The sequence below is a fragment of the Algibacter sp. L4_22 genome (genome assembly GCF_023473045.1).
Classification (GTDB): domain Bacteria; phylum Bacteroidota; class Bacteroidia; order Flavobacteriales; family Flavobacteriaceae; genus Algibacter.
In genome coordinates this window covers 331,480-349,939 of sequence record NZ_JAMCOK010000003.1, presented here as the reverse complement: position 1 = coordinate 349,939, position 18,460 = coordinate 331,480, and the positions used below count along the sequence as shown (strand labels likewise).

Annotated in this window: 17 protein-coding genes; 13 read left to right on the top strand and 4 right to left on the bottom strand. The window is 32.2% G+C overall.

What is annotated here, in order from left to right; genetic code table 11:
- The first annotated feature begins 1 nt into the window (after position 1).
- Positions 2-853 carry a prephenate dehydrogenase gene (locus M4I23_RS09630; RefSeq protein ID WP_249754243.1) on the top strand — a complete coding sequence of 284 codons (852 nt, stop codon included), beginning with the start codon at positions 2-4 and terminating at the stop codon, positions 851-853.
- A gap of 96 nt (positions 854-949) precedes the next feature.
- Complete coding sequence (locus M4I23_RS09625; RefSeq protein WP_249754242.1) at positions 950-2,032, top strand: bifunctional 3-deoxy-7-phosphoheptulonate synthase/chorismate mutase type II; 1,083 nt, start codon at positions 950-952, stop codon at positions 2,030-2,032.
- 90 nt (positions 2,033-2,122) lie between these two features.
- Here M4I23_RS09625 and M4I23_RS09620 read toward each other — a convergent pair whose 3' ends face one another.
- Positions 2,123-2,773 (bottom strand): hypothetical protein, encoded by a 651-nt coding sequence (locus M4I23_RS09620; RefSeq protein WP_158844140.1) that lies wholly within the window; start codon positions 2,771-2,773, stop codon positions 2,123-2,125.
- Positions 2,774-2,859: 86 nt separating this feature from the next.
- Here M4I23_RS09620 and rsgA point away from each other — a divergent pair, with 86 nt between their 5' ends.
- The 10 genes from rsgA (at position 2,860) to M4I23_RS09570 (ending at position 14,076) form a co-directional block, all read left to right on the top strand.
- Positions 2,860-3,804, top strand: a complete 945-nt coding sequence (gene rsgA / locus M4I23_RS09615; protein ID WP_158844138.1) for a ribosome small subunit-dependent GTPase A — start codon at positions 2,860-2,862, stop codon at positions 3,802-3,804.
- A 112-nt stretch (positions 3,805-3,916) separates the two neighbouring features.
- Positions 3,917-4,369 carry a D-aminoacyl-tRNA deacylase gene (gene dtd, locus M4I23_RS09610; RefSeq protein WP_249754241.1) on the top strand — a complete coding sequence of 151 codons (453 nt, stop codon included), beginning with the start codon at positions 3,917-3,919 and terminating at the stop codon, positions 4,367-4,369.
- Entirely contained in the window at positions 4,369-4,896 is a 528-nt protein-coding gene (locus M4I23_RS09605; protein ID WP_249754240.1) for a metal-dependent hydrolase, read from the top strand. The genes dtd and M4I23_RS09605 overlap by 1 nt, the downstream gene beginning before the upstream one ends.
- A 64-nt stretch (positions 4,897-4,960) precedes the next feature.
- Positions 4,961-6,868, top strand: coding sequence for a DUF3857 domain-containing transglutaminase family protein (locus tag M4I23_RS09600; protein WP_158844132.1), 1,908 nt, complete (start codon positions 4,961-4,963; stop codon positions 6,866-6,868).
- A gap of 9 nt (positions 6,869-6,877) precedes the next feature.
- Positions 6,878-8,863 (top strand): DUF3857 domain-containing protein, encoded by a 1,986-nt coding sequence (locus tag M4I23_RS09595; RefSeq protein WP_249754239.1) that lies wholly within the window; start codon positions 6,878-6,880, stop codon positions 8,861-8,863.
- Positions 8,863-9,189 carry a nucleotide pyrophosphohydrolase gene (locus tag M4I23_RS09590; protein ID WP_158844128.1) on the top strand — a complete coding sequence of 109 codons (327 nt, stop codon included), beginning with the start codon at positions 8,863-8,865 and terminating at the stop codon, positions 9,187-9,189. Before M4I23_RS09595 ends, M4I23_RS09590 begins: the two co-directional genes overlap by 1 nt.
- A 33-nt stretch (positions 9,190-9,222) precedes the next feature.
- Positions 9,223-10,449 (top strand): 3-phosphoshikimate 1-carboxyvinyltransferase, encoded by a 1,227-nt coding sequence (locus M4I23_RS09585; protein ID WP_249754238.1) that lies wholly within the window; start codon positions 9,223-9,225, stop codon positions 10,447-10,449.
- Between the two features lie 111 nt (positions 10,450-10,560).
- Entirely contained in the window at positions 10,561-11,610 is a 1,050-nt protein-coding gene (queA, locus tag M4I23_RS09580) for a tRNA preQ1(34) S-adenosylmethionine ribosyltransferase-isomerase QueA (RefSeq protein WP_158844124.1), read from the top strand.
- Positions 11,611-11,946: 336 nt separating this feature from the next.
- On the top strand, positions 11,947-12,987 hold the full coding sequence (gene rlmN, locus M4I23_RS09575; RefSeq protein ID WP_158844122.1) for a 23S rRNA (adenine(2503)-C(2))-methyltransferase RlmN: 1,041 nt from the start codon (positions 11,947-11,949) through the stop codon (positions 12,985-12,987).
- 111 nt (positions 12,988-13,098) lie between these two features.
- The gene (locus M4I23_RS09570) at positions 13,099-14,076 is read left to right on the top strand and encodes a polyprenyl synthetase family protein (RefSeq protein WP_249754237.1); all 978 of its coding nucleotides are present in this window, start codon (positions 13,099-13,101) and stop codon (positions 14,074-14,076) included.
- Between the two features lie 2 nt (positions 14,077-14,078).
- Here the strand turns inward: M4I23_RS09570 and M4I23_RS09565 are convergent, their stop codons facing one another.
- Genes M4I23_RS09565 through M4I23_RS09555 form a run of 3 tightly spaced genes read right to left on the bottom strand, consistent with a single transcriptional unit; the run spans position 14,079 to position 17,451 of the window.
- The gene (locus tag M4I23_RS09565) at positions 14,079-15,047 is read right to left on the bottom strand and encodes a transglutaminase family protein (protein WP_158844119.1); all 969 of its coding nucleotides are present in this window, start codon (positions 15,045-15,047) and stop codon (positions 14,079-14,081) included.
- A gap of 19 nt (positions 15,048-15,066) precedes the next feature.
- Complete coding sequence (locus M4I23_RS09560; protein ID WP_158844117.1) at positions 15,067-15,987, bottom strand: alpha-E domain-containing protein; 921 nt, start codon at positions 15,985-15,987, stop codon at positions 15,067-15,069.
- 21 nt (positions 15,988-16,008) lie between these two features.
- The gene (locus tag M4I23_RS09555) at positions 16,009-17,451 is read right to left on the bottom strand and encodes a circularly permuted type 2 ATP-grasp protein (RefSeq protein WP_158844115.1); all 1,443 of its coding nucleotides are present in this window, start codon (positions 17,449-17,451) and stop codon (positions 16,009-16,011) included.
- Positions 17,452-17,811: 360 nt separating this feature from the next.
- Here M4I23_RS09555 and M4I23_RS09550 point away from each other — a divergent pair, with 360 nt between their 5' ends.
- The gene (locus tag M4I23_RS09550) at positions 17,812-18,405 is read left to right on the top strand and encodes a SprT-like domain-containing protein (RefSeq protein ID WP_158844113.1); all 594 of its coding nucleotides are present in this window, start codon (positions 17,812-17,814) and stop codon (positions 18,403-18,405) included.
- Positions 18,406-18,460: the final 55 nt, after the last annotated feature.

Below are 18,460 nucleotides of genomic sequence, written 5' to 3'. Positions count from 1 at the left end.
AATGAAAAATATATATTCAATAGGCATAGGTTTAATAGGAGGAAGTTTGGCTAAGGATATCAAAGCACTTAGACCAGATGTTATTATCCATGGTATTAGCAGAAAGGAAAGCACGCTAGATGAAGCGCTGGCACTTAATTTAATTGATAAGAAAGCAACTTTAGACGATCTTAAAAATGCAGATTTAGTAATTATTTCTATACCCGTAGATGCTACCGTAAAATTGTTGCCAACTATTTTGGATTTAATTCCAGAAACAGGTTTGGTTGTCGATGCAGGTTCAACTAAAGTTGATATTTGTAAAGTGGTTGAAAACCATCCTAAACGTAGAAATTTTTTAGCCATGCATCCTATTGCAGGAACAGAGCATTCTGGGCCAGGAGCTGCTATTAGTGGATTGTTTCAGGGAAAAACGAATATTGTTTGTGAGGTTGAAAAAACAACTTTCAAACTACAAGAAAAGGCATTAAAACTGTTTAGTGATATTGGAATGCGTATTCGCTATATGAATCCGGAAGCACACGATAAACATATTGCTTACGTATCGCATTTATCGCACATTAGCGCATTCATGTTAGGTAAAACCGTAATTGATAAAGAACGAAACGAGCGCGATATTTTCGATATGGCGGGCAGTGGTTTTGCATCGACGGTGCGTTTAGCAAAAAGTTCGCCAGCCATGTGGACACCAATTTTTAAACAAAATAAAACCAATGTTATTGAAACATTAGACGAGTATATTAGTAATTTATCTCACTTTAAAGAGCTTATGGAACAAGACGATTTCGAAGCTATTTATAAAGAGATGGAAAGTACAAATTATATAAAAGATATTTTAAACGGAATACATTAAACCTAGAAAAAAAATAAATCTCCAATTTCAACACAATACGAAACATTAAAACAAAGTTTGGAAATTGGAATTTCATTTTGAAATTTGATTAAGATTATGGAAAACACGAAAGAAATGAGAACTTGGTTAGATGATTTAAAGTTAGATCATCCATTAGTAATTGCGGGACCTTGCAGTGCTGAAACAGAAGAACAAGTATTAAAAATAGCGCATGAGCTAAAAGATACCGATGTAAGCTATTTTAGAGCTGGTATTTGGAAACCAAGAACACGCCCAGGAATGTTTGAAGGTGTTGGAGCTTTAGGTTTAAAATGGTTACAAAAAGTAAAAGCTGAAACTGGTATGAAAGTTTGTACGGAGGTTGCTAATGCAGCTCACGTAAAATTAGCTTTAGAGCATGATATCGATTTGTTATGGATTGGTGCACGTTCTACAGTAAGTCCTTTTATCATGCAAGAAATTGCAGATGCTTTACAAGGAACAGATAAGCCTGTATTAATTAAAAACCCAGTAAATCCAGATTTAGCTTTATGGTTAGGTGGTATCGAAAGAATTTACAAATCTGGTGTTAAGAATATTGGAGCAATCCATAGAGGATTTTCTACTTACGAAAAAACTAAATATAGAAATACTCCAGAATGGCAATTAGCTATTGAATTTCAAAACAAATATCCAGATATTCCATTAATAAACGATCCATCGCATATTACAGGAAATAGAGATATGATTTTTGATGTATCTCAAACCGCTTTGGATTTAAACTTTGATGGATTAATGATTGAAACGCATTACGATCCAGAAAAAGCATGGAGTGATGCTGCACAACAAGTAACACCATCTACTTTGGTTCAAATTATGAGAGATTTGAAAATTAGAAAAGAATCTAATACTGAAGAAGAGTACAACAGTTCTTTAGATAATTTAAGAGCACAAATTGACGTAGTTGATAATCAAATTCTTGAATTATTAGGAAAACGTATGAAAACTTCTGATGGTATCGGAGCGCTTAAAAAACAGAAAAACGTTGCAGTTTTGCAATCTAAACGTTGGAACGAAATTTTAGGTAAAATGGTTTTAGAAGGTGAGCAATATGGTTTAAGTGAAGAATTTATCTTAAAAATGTTTAAAGCAGTACACCAAGAATCTATTAATCACCAAGAAAAAGTGATTAACGGATAGTAACTATTAATTTAGATATATAAAAAAGCCTCGCATAGCGAGGCTTTTTTTATGGATTCAAATCTAATATATAGTAGGACTATAAAAAGATTAATCGTTTTTAGTATAAGCTAAACGTCTAGACGCTTTTCTCATTAAAATGTTAATTAAATCTTCTGGAGAGCTACCTATGCTTCCTCTTACTTTTTTGTTGTAATTCCAAAGTAAAACACCATCTAAGGCATTATGTACAGACATGTTTATTATTGCATTGTTTGTGCTTCCCCAAGCTCCAAAAAGCACACCTAAAGCTACGCTTGCACCTTCAGACATCGGTTTGTTAGTTTCAAAATCGCCAGATATTACGGCATCTACTTCTAATATATCAGCTAATTCTTTTGGAGTGTAGTCTAAAACATTATCGTAGTCTATTTCATTTCTTTTTAATAAAGCAGTTGTTACTTTTGGATCTTGCACTTCTAAAGAAAGTAATTTACCTCGTTTCTTTCTTTTTAAAAACCAAGAATACATGGCTGTTTGTATGCCTTCGCCTTCTGCTTTTTCTAGCTTATGCAACTGCTCGTTGCTCATGTCTTTCATTTGTTTAGGTCTCAGTTTTACTTGTGTTTTGAAAGGAACAACGGCAATAATTTTGTGAGATTTAGCAATTTCATCAAACTCAGGGTTTTCATAAAGATTTGTTTGAGAAGTTGCACCAATAGTAATGGTTAAGAATAAGATTGAAAATAATAGTTTTTTCATTGTTTTTTGGGTTGTTTAAAATTAAGTTACTAATATATGTTTAGTCTTAATCATTAAATAATTTTTTTAGATTATTTTTGGAGAATATGACAGGACGCGTTTATAAATCTACAGGAAGTTGGTATACCGTAAAAACCGAATTGGGTGATACTTACGAATGCCGAATAAAAGGGAAATTTAGAATTAAAGGTATTAAAAGTACCAACCCAATTGCTGTGGGCGATATAGTAGATTTTGAATTGGAAACCGATAACAATCAGGAGTCGGGAATAATTCATAATATTCATGATCGATTCAATTATATTGTCCGTAAATCAGTTAACCTTTCAAAGCAAACTCATATACTTGCGGCAAATATCGATCAGGTTTTTTTAATGATTACCATTAATAATCCACCAACATTAACCAGTTTTATCGATCGCTTTTTAGTTACGGCAAACGCTTATTCAATTAAAACAGTTTTATTATTCAACAAAACGGATACTTTCGATCAAGATACATTAGATGAAGTAAAATATTTAGCTCATATTTATCGTAAAATAGGTTATGAGTGTATTGGAGTTTCTGCCGTTACTGGTAAAAATGTAGATAAAGTAAAAGCCTTGATGGCTGGTAAAGTAAGTTTGTTTTCTGGTCATTCCGGCGTTGGAAAATCAACGTTAGTAAATGCCATTGAGCCAACATTAAATATAAAGACTAAAGCAATTTCAACCCAACACATGCAAGGGCAACATACTACAACTTTTGCCGAAATGTTCGATTTAAGTTTTGGTGCTCAAATTATAGATACACCAGGAATTAAAGGTTTTGGTGTTGTGGATATGGAAAAAGAAGAAATAGGAGATTATTTTCCTGAGTTTTTCGCATTAAAACAAGATTGTAAGTTTAACAATTGCTTACACATTAAAGAACCTAAGTGCGCTGTAAAAGAAGCTTTAGATAAAGGTGATATTGAATATTCTCGTTATAGAAGTTATATACAGCTTGTTGAGGGTGAAGATGAGCATTATCGAACAGATATTTGGGATTAGTCTTCTTTATTCATTGTTGAGACATTTCCCCGTAAGGGATAAATTTAGATTTAAAAAACACTTGTTAGAAGGTTTTTTAAGACCGACAAGGTTTTCAATATTCAATTAAAAAATGAAAGCAGTTATTCAGCGCGTTACAAAAGCAAGCGTTACTATAAAGGGCGAAAAAGTAGCCAACATACAAAACGGACTTTTAATCCTTTTAGGAATTGTGAATGAAGACGAACAGACTGATATTAATTGGTTATCAAACAAAATTGTAAATCTTCGAATTTTTTCAGATGAAGATGGTGTGATGAATCAATCTCTGAAAGATACAAATGGCGATGTTATCATAGTAAGTCAATTTACGCTTCAAGCTTCAACTAAAAAAGGCAATCGACCGAGTTATATAAAAGCAGCAAAACCCGATGTTGCTATTCCTTTATATGAAGATTTTATAAAACAAATAGAATCCGATTTGGGGAAACCAATACAAAAAGGACAATTTGGTGCAGACATGAAAGTCGAATTACTTAACGATGGCCCAGTAACTATAATTATAGATACAAAAAATAAAGCATAATGGCATCTGTTTTTGGTCACGGTATAGTTGGTTATACTTTAGTGAAAGTAGCTAATAAGCAAAACTTAAAATGGTTATTACTTGCCGCAATTTTTTCAACTATTTTACCCGATTTTGATGTTATTGGTTTTAATTTTGGAGTTGCTTACAGTTCTCCTTTAGGGCATCGTGGCTTTACACATTCTATTGTGTTTGCTTTATTATGGGCAATACTTTTAATGTTTACTTTAGGACGAAGTAATAAAGTTATTTGGTTTTTAGTGATTTTCGTTTCAACAATGTCTCATGGGCTTTTAGATGCAATGACTTCTGGAGGAAAAGGTGTTGGCTTTTTTATTCCTTTTAATAACGACCGGTTTTTCTTTCCATTTCAAGATATTCGTGTTTCACCGATTGGTATTGGTAAATTTATATCAGAACGCGGTGTTCAGGTTATTTTTAGCGAATTTAAGTACATATTTATGCCGTGTTTTATTATATTAGCTATCAGGTTTTTGGTTTTTAAATTTAGTAAAAATAAGGATTAGCCCGTTTTACTTTGTTTAAAAAAAGCTAAACTCCCTATCTATAAAATAAACTTAACCTCATTTCATGATTTTAAAACGTATTTTAAATACACTATTTTTATTTATAACTCTTTTTAGTTTTTCCCAAGAAAATTTATACACCAGTTTTAGTATAGCTGATAACTTAAAACAGCATGCAAATGCTGTTGTTAGGTTAAATAATACCGATATCGTTTTAGAATCTTCTCGAAACATGTTGGTTACCGAAAAACGTATAGTAACCGTACTTAATAAAGAAGGGAACGATGCTATTAATGCTTATTTGTATTACGATAAAAATGTAAACATTAAAACATTAGAAGTTCTGGTTTATAATAACTTCGGAAAAGTGATTAAGAAAATAAAAGAAAAAGATTTTAGAGATGTAAGCGCCGTATCTGGAGGAACACTGTATTCCGATTCTCGTGTAAAATATCTAGAATATACAGCGATTAAATATCCGTATACCATTGAATTTAATTCGGAATACGAAACTAATAACACGGCTTTTATAAATTCGTTTTCACCTGTGAATGAATATTTTTTAAGTATAGAAAATAGTAGTTATACGTTAAGTTTTCCTGAAGAACTTTCAATTAGAAAAAAAGAGAAAAATATTGAAGGTTTTAAGGTTAATAAAGATGTTTCTTCGACTAAAATATATTACGAAATAAAAGATATTTTGGCAATTAAGCCAGAAGAGTATAGTCCTAATTTTTCGGATGTTATCCCAAAAGTAATGTTTGCTTCAAAACAGTTTACTTTAGAAGGTGTGAGTTCTGTGGTTGAAAACTGGAATGAATTTGGAACTTGGATGTATCATGATTTAATTAAGAACACACACGATTTATCGGCAGGAACAATAATGATGGTTCAGGCATTAGTTAAAAATGAGCCAGATGATGTAGCAAAAGCAAAAAAGATATACGAATACGTTCAAAATAAAGTACGCTACATAAGTGTGCAAGTAGGTATAGGTGGGTGGAAACCTTTTAATGCTTCGGAAGTAGATAGATTAGGTTATGGAGATTGTAAAGCACTTACCAATTATACGTTAGCATTACTTAAAGCGGTAGGTATAGAATCTAATTATTCCGTAGTTTTTGCAGGCGATTCACAACGTAGCTTAGAGAAAGATTTTGCTGGTATGCAGGGTAATCACGTTATTCTAAACATACCAAATAAAAATGAAAATATTTGGTTAGAATGTACGAGCCAGAAATTACCTTTCGGTTTTATTGGCGATTTTACAGATGATAGAGATGTTTTGGTAATTTCATCAGAAGGAGGGAAAATAGAGCATACCAAAAAATATAATCCGGATGAAAGTTTACAAACTATAAATGGTTTGTGTACTATATTAAACGATGGATCTCTCGACGCTAAAGTAAGTGTAAACTCAAAAGGTATTCAATACAACGATAAATATTGGTTAGAAACCGAACCAGAACGTGATTTAGATGTGTATTACAAAAAACGTTGGAAATACATAAATAATATGTCTATAAATAGCATAGATATTGAAAATGATAAACAGACCGTAGAATTAGTTGAAAACATAGATTTTCAGGCGAATAATTATACTAAAAAAGTGGGGAACCGTATGCTGGTTAATTTGAATGTGTTAAATAGAAACCAGCATATTCCAGACAGATATAGAAGTAGAAAACTTCCATTAAAAATAAATAGAGGTTTTAAAGATGTAGATGAGGTAGAAATTAGTTTACCAACGGACTATAATATAGAATCATTACCAAAAGGGCAGGTGCTCGAAACAGATTTCGGTAGCTATATTACTGAAATTTCGGCTATTGATAATTCTAAAATAAAATATAAACGAACATTTATTATAAACGATGGCGAATTCCCTAAAGAAGATTACGCTGCGTTTAGAACCTTTTATAAAGAAATATCAAAACTCGATAATGCTAAAGTAGCATTAATTAAAAAGTAAAATGATACTATGAAACTAACCTCACTATTAGTAACCTTTTGTTTTTCATTAACCGTATTTGCCCAAGATTACCATTTTGGAAAAGTATCTAAAGAAGAATTGCAAGAAAAGTTTAATCCTTTAGATTCTTCAGCAAGTGCAACGTATTTATATAAATATCGAAAATCTTTTTATCAGTATGATGAGCAAAATGGGTTTACTCTGATAACTGAAGTGCACGAGCGCATTAAGATTTATAATCAAGAAGGATTCGATTATGCAACGAAATCAAATAGATTGAGTGTAAGTGGAGGGAGCGATGAGGAAATTCGAAACTTAAAAGCGTATACTTATAGTTTAGTAGATGGTAAAATTGTTGAAACTAAACTATCTAAAGATGGTATTTTTAAAACGGAACTATCAAAATACAGTAATGAGTATAAGTTTACCATGCCTAATATAAAGGCAGGTAGTATTGTAGAGTATAAATACAGAATTAATTCACCGTTTATATACAATGTAGACGAATTTGTATTTCAACATGATATTCCTGTTAAAAAAATAGAAGCTCGATTTGAGGCTCCAGAATATTTTAGCTTTAAAGTGAACGTGAGAGGGTATTTAAGGGTTATGCCTAAAAAGAGTGCTCAGTCAGATAAAATAACATTTACGGGTAGAACAGAAGATAGATCGTTTTATTCAGAAGATTTAAACTTTACAAAGCATATTACAGAGTATGATATAGAGAATGTACCGCCCCTAAAGGATGAACCTTATGTTAATAATATTGATAATTACAGATCTTCTGTAAAATACGAGCTATCCTACACTAAGTATCCAGATGCACCTATAAAGTCATATACCACATCCTGGCCCGATGTAGTAAATACTATTTACGATAACTCAAATTTTGGTCAAGAATTAAATAAAAAAGGTTATTTTGAAGACGATATTGATGCACTAATAGCAACAGTTTCCGATCCATTGCAACGCACAGCGTTAATATTTAACTATGTAAAAAACAAAGTAAAATGGAATGGTTATTACGGTTATGGAACGGACGATGGTGTTAAAAAAGCATACAAAGAACAAGTGGGTAATGTTGCCGAAATTAATTTAATGCTTACTGCTATGTTGCAACATGCAGGACTTAGAGCTTACCCGGTTTTAGTAAGTACTAGAGAACACGGTGTGCCATTATTTCCAACCTTAGAAGGATATAATTATGTAGTGAGTTATGTTAAATTAATTGAAGGTAATATGCTCTTAGATGCCACAAGTAAGTTTAGTACTCCTAATGTTTTACCTTTTAGAACATTAAACTGGCAAGGACGTGTTATAGCAGAAGCTGGTGGTTCTACTTTAGTGGATTTATATCCTAAACAAATCTCTAAGAACTCAGTTTTTTTCATGGGAAGTTTAACTAAAAATGGTGATTTATCTGGTGGGTATAGAAGTATAAAAAAGAATCATAAAGCGCTATCGTTTAGAGAAAAATTTATTGATGTTGATCGTGATGATTTTATTGAGAAATTAGAAAATAAGTACGATGGACTTGAAATTTCGGATTACGAGGTTAAAAACGGATTAGATCTGGGCAAGCCTATTGTAGAATCTTATAAATTTGTAAAAGAAAGCCAAGCAGATATTATTGGTGATAAAATGTATTTTTCGCCATTATTTTTCCTGAAAACTACAGATAACCCCTTTAAACTAAGCGAAAGAGAGTTTCCTGTAGATTTTGGTTATCCATCTAAAACATCTAGTAAGATTAATATAAGCATACCAGAAGGTTATAAAATAGAAAGTGTGCCGGAATCGGTGGCTTATGCATTACCTAATAATTTAGGGAAGTTTGTTTACCGTATTCAAGGTGAAGAAGGTAAAATACAATTGTCTCTAACATCTGAGATAAGCTCAGCAATAATTACTCCAGAATATTACGAAGCTTTAAAAGCTTATTTTGCACAAATGATAGAAAAAGAAAACGAACAAATAGTTTTAAGTAGAATATAATGAATATACAAAACGCACAAAAAGAAGTTGACCATTGGATAAAAGAACACGGTGTTCGCTATTTTAACGAGCTTACCAATATGGCTCAACTTACAGAAGAAGTAGGCGAGGTCGCTAGAATAATTGCCCGTAGATACGGAGAGCAAAGCGAAAAAGAAAGTGATAAAAACAAAGATTTAGGTGAAGAATTAGCCGATGTTTTATTCGTTGTATTATGCTTAGCCAATCAAACCGGAGTCGATTTACAAAAAGCATTCGATGAAAGAATGTACAAGAAAGGAAAACGTGACCATGATAGGCACCATAATAACGAAAAATTAAAGTAAATTAGCAGGCTTTAATCCGTATAGAATTTTATAATGAATATTACCCTTCATAAATCCAAACTAGAAAACCAAAAATCGGCAGTTACAATTACAGGTTCAAAAAGTGAATCTAACCGTTTGTTATTATTACAAGCGCTTTATCCGGAATTTAAAGTTGAAAATGTTTCAAATTCGGACGATAGTAATTTAATGACGAATGCATTAAGCTCGAAGTCTAGTGTTGTAGATATTCATCACGCAGGAACGGCTATGCGGTTTTTAACTGCATATTTTTCAATTCAAGAAGGAAGAACGGTAACGCTTACAGGTTCTAAACGGATGACCGAGCGACCAATTAAAATATTAGTTGAAGCCCTTCAAGATCTTGGAGCTGAAATAAGTTATGTAGATAACGATGGTTTTCCTCCAATAAAAATTACAGGAAAAAAACTATCAAATCATAAAGTATCTCTAAAAGCAAATGTAAGTAGCCAGTATATTTCTGCCTTATTATTGATTGCTTCAAAGTTAGAAAACGGGTTAGAATTAACCTTAGAAGGTGAAATTACATCGGTTCCATATATAAAAATGACGTTGAGTTTATTAGACGAAATAGGAGTAGAGTCATCATTTAGTGGTAATGTTATTACTGTAAAATCAAACACAAAACAATTAACGCCAAAAACATTGGTTGTAGAGTCCGATTGGTCTTCAGCATCATACTATTTCAGTATTGCGGCCATTGCCGAAATCGGAACAGAAATTACATTATCATCATACAAAGAGAACTCTTTACAAGGCGATTCTGTATTGGTCGAAATTTATAAGCATTTTGGAGTAAGTAGCACGTTCAACGGCAATTCTATCACATTAAAAAAAGAAAAGCCTAGCGAATCAACATTAAGTTTAGATTTAAAAAACGCACCAGATATAGCTCAAACCATTGCAGTAACATGCTTTGCTTTAGGTATGCCTTGCGATTTAATAGGATTACACACCTTAAAAATTAAAGAAACAGATAGATTAGTAGCTTTAAAAACCGAAATTGAAAAATTAGGTGGCGAAGTAAAAATTACCGATAAATCATTACACCTTGCACCATCTACTAAAATAAAAGAGTTAGTGCCAATTGCAACCTATAACGATCACCGTATGGCTATGGCATTTGCACCTTTAGCACTAAAAACACCAATAATTATAGAACATGCCGCTGTGGTATCAAAATCGTATCCAACGTTTTGGGAAGATTTAAGAGCCATTGGGTTTAAAATAACAGAATAATAAACACGCATTTACTTGACAACCCCTATCCTGAGATTGTATATTTGCAGTTGTTAGATTTTTTTTGAGGAAGCTCAGAAATAATAACACATTAATTTAAAACCTTTTTGAATGAAATTATCACATTTTGGTTTCAACTTACCAGAAGAATTATTAGCAGAATATCCAGCTGAAAACAGAGATGAATCACGTTTAATGGTGCTTAACAGAAAAGAGCAGACCATAGAACACAAAATGTTTAAAGACATTATCGACTATTTTAAGGAAGACGATGTTTTAATTTTAAATGATACTAAAGTTTTTCCTGCCCGTTTATACGGAAATAAGGAAAAAACAGGAGCAAGAATCGAAGTTTTCTTATTAAGAGAATTAAATGAAGAGCAACGCCTTTGGGATGTTTTAGTAGATCCAGCACGTAAAATAAGGATAGGAAATAAATTATATTTTGGTGACGACGAAACGTTAGTAGCCGAAGTTATAGATAATACAACATCAAGAGGGCGTACATTACGTTTTTTATATGATGGATCTTATACTGAATTTCGTAAGAAATTAAACGAACTAGGAGAAACACCACTTCCAAAATACATTAAACGTGATGTAGAACCAGAAGATCAAGATCGTTACCAAACTATTTATGCAAAAACTGAAGGAGCCGTAGCAGCGCCAACAGCAGGACTTCACTTTTCTAGACACTTATTAAAGCGTTTAGAAATTAAAGGCGTTAAATTTGCTGAGGTTACGTTACACGTAGGTTTAGGGACATTTAACCCAGTAGAAGTAGAAGATTTATCTAAACATAAAATGGATAGCGAAGAGTTGAAAATCAACGCAGAAGCCGTAGAAATTGTAAACACAGCACTTGCCGAAAAACGTCGTATTTGTGCCGTTGGAACAACAGCTATGCGTGCCATAGAAAGTGCGGTATCTTCAAGCGGGAAACTAAACGAAGTAGAGGGATGGACAAATAAATTTATTTTCCCTCCATACGAATTCAGTATTGCAAACTGTATGATTACTAACTTTCATACACCAAAATCAACACTTTTAATGATGATTTCGGCATTTGCAGGACACGATTTTGCTAAAAAAGCATACGAAGAAGCTGTAAAAGAAAAATATAAATTCTACAGTTATGGCGATGCGATGTTAATCATCTAATCCCATCAAAATAAAACTTAAGCCTCATCCATATAAACGATGAGGCTTTTTTTTATCAATTTTTAAGGCTATTTCGTAGTTTTAAAATTTGGGCATTCCCTTTCAGGTCGGGCTTTTTGCTATATCTTTTTTGTGTGGAATTTGTTTTAATACTTTTAAATTTAGTTCTAAATCGAAGTTGATATCCTCCTAAAATAATTAGTTTAGCACAAAAAAGGATGCCGCTACAATCCCTAATGCAACCATGTGCTAAATTTAGTGTATACCCTAAAATTAGTACGACTTTATAAAAACAAGTGCTATAAAAGAAAAAGCTTTCACTATTTTTGCAACCAAATGAAAGATAATAAAAAAGATATACGCGCCTTAACCAAAGAACAACTTCGGGATTTCTTTGTAGAAAATGGCGATAAAGCCTTTCGCGGTAACCAAGTTTACGAATGGCTTTGGCAAAAATCGGCACATACTTTCGAGGATATGACAAACGTATCTAAGGAAACTCGCCAAATGCTTGAGGACAATTTTGTAATTAATCATATAGAAGTAGATACCATGCAACGTAGTAACGATGGCACGGTAAAAAATGCAGTACGTTTACACGACGGATTAATAGTAGAGTCTGTTTTAATACCAACAAAAACGAGAACCACAGCCTGTGTTTCTAGCCAAGTTGGTTGTAGTTTAGATTGCTTGTTTTGCGCAACTTCACGTTTAAAACGTATGCGGAACTTAAATCCCGACGAGATTTTCGATCAAGTTGTTGCGATAGATAAAGAAAGCCGTTTGTATCACAACCGTCCATTAAGTAACATTGTATTTATGGGCATGGGCGAACCGCTTATGAACTATAATAATGTTATTAAAGCTATTGATAAAATTACATCTACCGATGGTTTAGGCATGTCTCCAAAACGAATTACAGTTTCCACATCTGGAGTACCAAAAATGATTCGAAAAATGGCCGATGATGAAGTGAAATTCAACTTGGCAGTATCATTACACTCCGCTATAGATGAGGTGAGAACTAAAATAATGCCATTCAATGAAACTTTTCCTTTAAAAGATCTAAAAGAATCTTTGGAATACTGGTACTTAAAGACAAATCGTAAAATCAGTTACGAATACGTGGTTTGGAAGGGTATAAACGATAGCCAAAAAGATATTGATGCCTTTGTTCAGTTTTGTAAATATGTACCATGTAAGGTGAATATTATAGAATACAACCCAATTGACGATGGCGAATTTCAACAAGCAACAAATGAAGCTTTAGAGAACTACATTAGTACGCTCGAAAAAAACAGAATTGTTGTAAACGTGCGCCGTAGTCGTGGAAAAGATATTGATGCAGCTTGTGGACAACTGGCTAATAAAAGTTAATCTTTTATAACTAATTTAAAGCTGAAAGTATTCGGCAATTCATATAAAATCATAAATCATTTAGTATATAAACTTGTAAATCTTATATTTGATTTTCTTTAATATCTGAGCTTGAAAATAGTAGAACAAATAAAGCAACCTATAGCTTACGAAATGGATCTTTTTGAACAAAAGTTCCTGCTTTCAATGTCTAGCAAAGTGGCTCTGCTTAATCGTATTACACATTATATCGTTAACCGAAAGGGAAAGCAAATGCGCCCTATGTTCGTTTTTTTGGTTTCCAAAATGGTCTCAAATGGCGAAGTTTGCGAGCGTACCTATCGTGGAGCATCTGTTATAGAACTTATCCATACGGCAACCTTAGTGCATGATGATGTGGTAGACGATAGTAATCGTCGTCGTGGTTTCTTTTCTGTAAATGCACTTTGGAAAAATAAAATAGCTGTTTTAATTGGTGATTTTTTATTATCAAAGGGTTTGTTATTGTCTATAGATAATAACGATTTCGATTTACTTAAAATTATTTCGATTGCCGTTCGCGAAATGAGCGAGGGTGAACTTCTTCAAATAGAAAAAGCACGAAAACTAGACATTACAGAAGATATATATTACGAAATTATTCGCCAGAAAACGGCAACATTAATTGCCGCTTGTTGCAGTTTAGGTGCAGCATCGGTAAAACCAGAATCTGAACATGTAGAAACCATGCGTAAATTTGGTGAGCTTATTGGTATGGCTTTCCAGATAAAAGATGATTTGTTCGATTATGGAGATACACAAATAGGGAAACCAACAGGTATTGATATTAAGGAGCAAAAAATGACTTTGCCTTTAATTAACGTGTTAAATGGTGCCTCTAAAAAGGATAAGAAATGGCTTATCAATTCTATTAAAAATCATAATAAAGACACCAAACGTGTTAAGGAAGTTATCGCTTTTGTTAAAAATAATGGTGGTTTAGATTATGCGGTTTTTAAAATGACAGAATTTCAAATGGAAGCTTTAGAATTACTTCAAAAGTATCCAGATTCGGAATATAAAAAATCATTAGAATTAATGGTTAATTATGTTATCGATAGAAAGAAATAAGTCTATTGCTGCTGTTGCTGCTGTTGCTGGTTTTGATTTTGTTCCTTTTTAACTACTAAACTTCGTTTATAACTGTTAGCAGGTTCTTTTGTATTTATAGCAGGTGCACTTGGTTTATCTTCGTTTTTATCAGTTTTAACAGTAACCTTAACGCTCATTTCAGATTCTACATTGCCTTTAAAAACACCTTTAACAGGTGCGCAATCGCTATAATTTCTTCCAATAGCTAAGCGTACATGGTTTTCGTTAGCAATGGCATGGTTTGTCGGGTCTATTCCTAACCAACCATAAAATGGAATATATGCTTCTATCCAAGCGTGTGTGGCTCCTTCACCTCTTGTCATTTCTTCATTAGGACAAATATAACCACTTACGTAACGGGCTGGAATACCAAGCATTTTAACCATTTGTAGCATTACATTGGTGAAATCTTGACAAACGCCTTCTTTTAATTTCCAAGCTTCGTCTAGGGGTGTTTTTACATTTGTAACACCAGGCTTATAATCGAAATTAGTATGTACGTATTCACAAAGTGCAAGAACAGCTTGAAAAGGCGATTTAGTTTTCAACATGAGATCTAAAATAACATCTGAAACTTCTTTGCTTCCGCTGAAGGGTTTATACTTTGTAAAATCAATAAACTCTATTGTGTTTTTTATTCTTTTTAATTCTTCCCATTGTGCTGTTTTATCAACGCTATCATCTGGGATTAATTTGGGAGATGTAACAACTTCGATTTCAGATATAACACTTAATTCATCATGTGGTTCAATGAGCATGAAGGTACCCACACGATTATTATAAAAGTCTGTAAACGTTTCAATAAAAGGATTGTTTGTTATTGAAATTAGGTGTGAAAGTACTTTTTGAAAATTATCGTTTATTGGGTGTAACCTCGTTAAAGTTGCGCCATCAATTACGGGAGCGCTATAATTATATTTTGTTATATGTTTGATGAAAAATGTAGCCATGATTGCGATTGTTAATCAGTTATTTAGAGTTGTAAACAGCATTGATATTACTAGAGATATTACTTATATCCTCTTTAATGCTTTGTATGAAATTATTTAATCCTTGGTCATTAATATTTTCAATAGTAGTATACTTTATAGAACTTTCAAGTTTACCAATTAGAAATTCTAAGTTGCTTTTTTCTAGTTCATTGGTTTCAATTAAACGAGTAATAGCTCTACTTAATTTATTAACACAGTAATAAACAGATCTTGGAAATAATTTATCTTGAAATACCATTTCGATAATATGGTCTTCGTTAAAAGAAGATTTATGTGTTTTTAAGTATAATTGGTAACCTCCAATAGACAGAAGCAGGTTTTTCCAATAAAAACTTTTTTCTAAATTATCAGAAGTATTTCCAATTTCGGTAAGTTTAAGCGAAGTAAAATCGGCTATTAGATTAACACGTTCTAAGAATTTACCAATATTCATAAAATAATAAGACGTACCACGCTCTTGAGTAACATCGGTTGTTCCGTTATAGATAAGATGATGTTTGCGTAAATCTTCTAAAAACTGCGCAAGATCTTCCTCTCCTAGTTTTTTTCGTAAATCTTTATTTGTAAGAAATAGATAGTAATTATTAACACATAACCAAAGTTCTCTAGAAATGTGCTCTTGTACACTACGTGCATTTTCTCTTGCTTTTGTAACAAGATTAAGAATAGAGTTGGAGTTGTCTGTATTAAAGACCATAAAGTCGATACATTCTAAAGCATCTTCTGTATGGTATTCGTTATCATATGCGGTGTAATTTTTAATAATTGGTGTCCAAGAAAATAATTCTGGAGAGTCTTGATTGGTAGATAAATTTACTTTTAGTAAACTTAAAATACCGTTTCCGCGTTCCATATACCTATCTAACCAAATAAGATTATTTGCTACTCTACTTAACATACATGTTTATTTTTTATGAAATTATTCTAAAATCCAAGTGTCTTTACTTCCTCCTCCTTGTGAGCTGTTAACTACTAAGGAGCCTTTTTTTAGTGCCACTCGTGTTAACCCTCCAGGACAAATATCTATACCATCGCGTCCAGAAAGAGCAAAAGGTCTTAAATCTATACATCTCGGCGATAATTTGCCGTCTATGTAACACGGTGCAGTTGATAGTCTTAAAATAGGTTGTGCTATAAAGTTTTCTGGTTTTTTACTAACGTTATCTAAGTAATCTTTAATTTCGTCATCGGAAGCTTCATGGCCCATAAGCATGCCATAACCGCCACTACCATCGGTTTTTTTGATAACCATTTCTTTTACGTTTTTTGTAACATACGCAAGTTCATCTGGTCTTCCTAATTGGTAGGTTTCAATATTTTTTAGAATAGGTTCTTCGTCTAAATAATACTTAATCATGTCTGGGACATAAATGTAAACGGCTTTATCATCGGCAATTCCTGTTCCTGGTGCATTTACAATATTTACGTTTCCTTTTCTGTATGCTGCCATAATTCCAGCAACACCTAAAACACTTTTTTCATTAAATTCTAGCGGGTCTAAATAATCATCGTCCACACGTCTATAGATAACATCAACTTGTTTTAATCCGTTGGTTGTTTTCATGTAAACAAAATGGTTTTTAACAACCAAATCGCTACCTTCAACCAATTCAATACCCATTAATCTAGCTAGAGTAGTATGCTCGTAATACGCGGAATTATAGATTCCCGGAGTAAGTAGAACAATGTTTGGATTTGTTATTTTTGAAAGTTCTTTAAGTTTTTTATATAATAAGTTTGGATAGTCAGATACCGATCTAACATTGTTTTTTGGTAAAATACCAGGAAACAAACGTTTTGAGATCTCTCTGTTTTCTAGCATATAACTCACTCCTGAAGGTGTTCTTAAATTATCTTCAAGAACGTAAAACTCTCCATCATTATTTCTAATTAAATCAACACCAGAAATATGAACATAAACATCATGCGGTACTTTTACACCTTTCATTTCGCGTAAAAAACTAGGACAAGAATAAATTAGTTCACCAGGGATTATACCATCTTTTATAATAAACTGCTCATTATAAATATCTTTAATAAAGAGATTTAATGCTTTAAGGCGCTGTTTAATACCTGCTTCTATTTTTTGCCATTCGTCAGCCGTTATAATTCTTGGAACAATATCGAACGGAAATATTTTTTCAATACCTTCATTGTCGTTATACACCGTAAAAGTAACACCTTGACTCATAAAGAGCTGTTTAGCAAGGTCCTCTTTCGTTGTAAGCTTTTCAGGCGATGTGTTTTCTAAATATTTAATAAAACCTTCATATTGCTTCCTGAATTCGGCATTGTCGTTATACATTTCGTCCCAAGTACTAGCAAGTTTCTCATAATGTGAGAATAGGTTATTGTCTTTCATAAGCTCCAAGTGTTATGCTCAAATATAAGTATTTGTTGAAAAATAATTAATGTTTTGTGAATTTAAGTAAATAAAGCATATGGTTTATTAATATTTGTTAAAAAAAATATAGTTTTTTAACTGTAATTGTTTTTTTATGATGATTTATTTACGAGTTAAATAATTTTAAAAAAATATAAGTTAGCCAATATTTATGAATTATTAGCAATCTTTATAAGATTTAAAGCAATCTTAATATATAGGAAACACTAAAAATATATTTTATGATTCGTCAGATTTTTAATAATAGTTTTTCAAGTTTTTATTTTTTTTCTCTTAAAAAATAAGTGTGTTGTTTCAACAATTATTATTTTTGTCTTAATGCAGAACCTACTCAAAAATTATATTCCGAGCAATTCTTTAGTTCAAGTTTTAAATCTTTTAGCACATGATAACCTTTCTGTTAAAATAAAAAACGAACGTAAAACGCGCCATGGAGATTATATGCAATTGCCAAACGGAAAACATCAAATAACAATAAATTCGAATTTAAATGAATACCGGTTTTTAATAACGCTTATTCATGAAATAGCCCATTTTGAAACCTATAAAGCTTATGGTAAATATATAAAACCCCATGGTTTAGAGTGGAAGCACACTTTTCAGCATTTAATGTTACCATTTTTAAACCCAAATATTTTCCCAAATAATCTATTGCCACTTTTAGCGCAGCATTTTAAAAATCCAAAAGCCTCTAGTGATACAGATATTAAATTAGCGTTTGCTTTAAAGCAATTTGACGAGCCAAACGATAAAACTTATGTGTTTGAAATACCCTTAGGAGTAACCTTTAAATTATATAATGGTCGCGTATTTAAAATGGGACAAAAACGGGTAAAACGATTTGAGTGTGTTGAAATTAAAACAGGAAGGTTATATTTGTTTAATCCAAATGCAGAGGTTGAACTAATTTAATTTCTAAAAAAAGAAATAAAGTAATAATATTAATAAGCTAGAATTTCATTTGAGT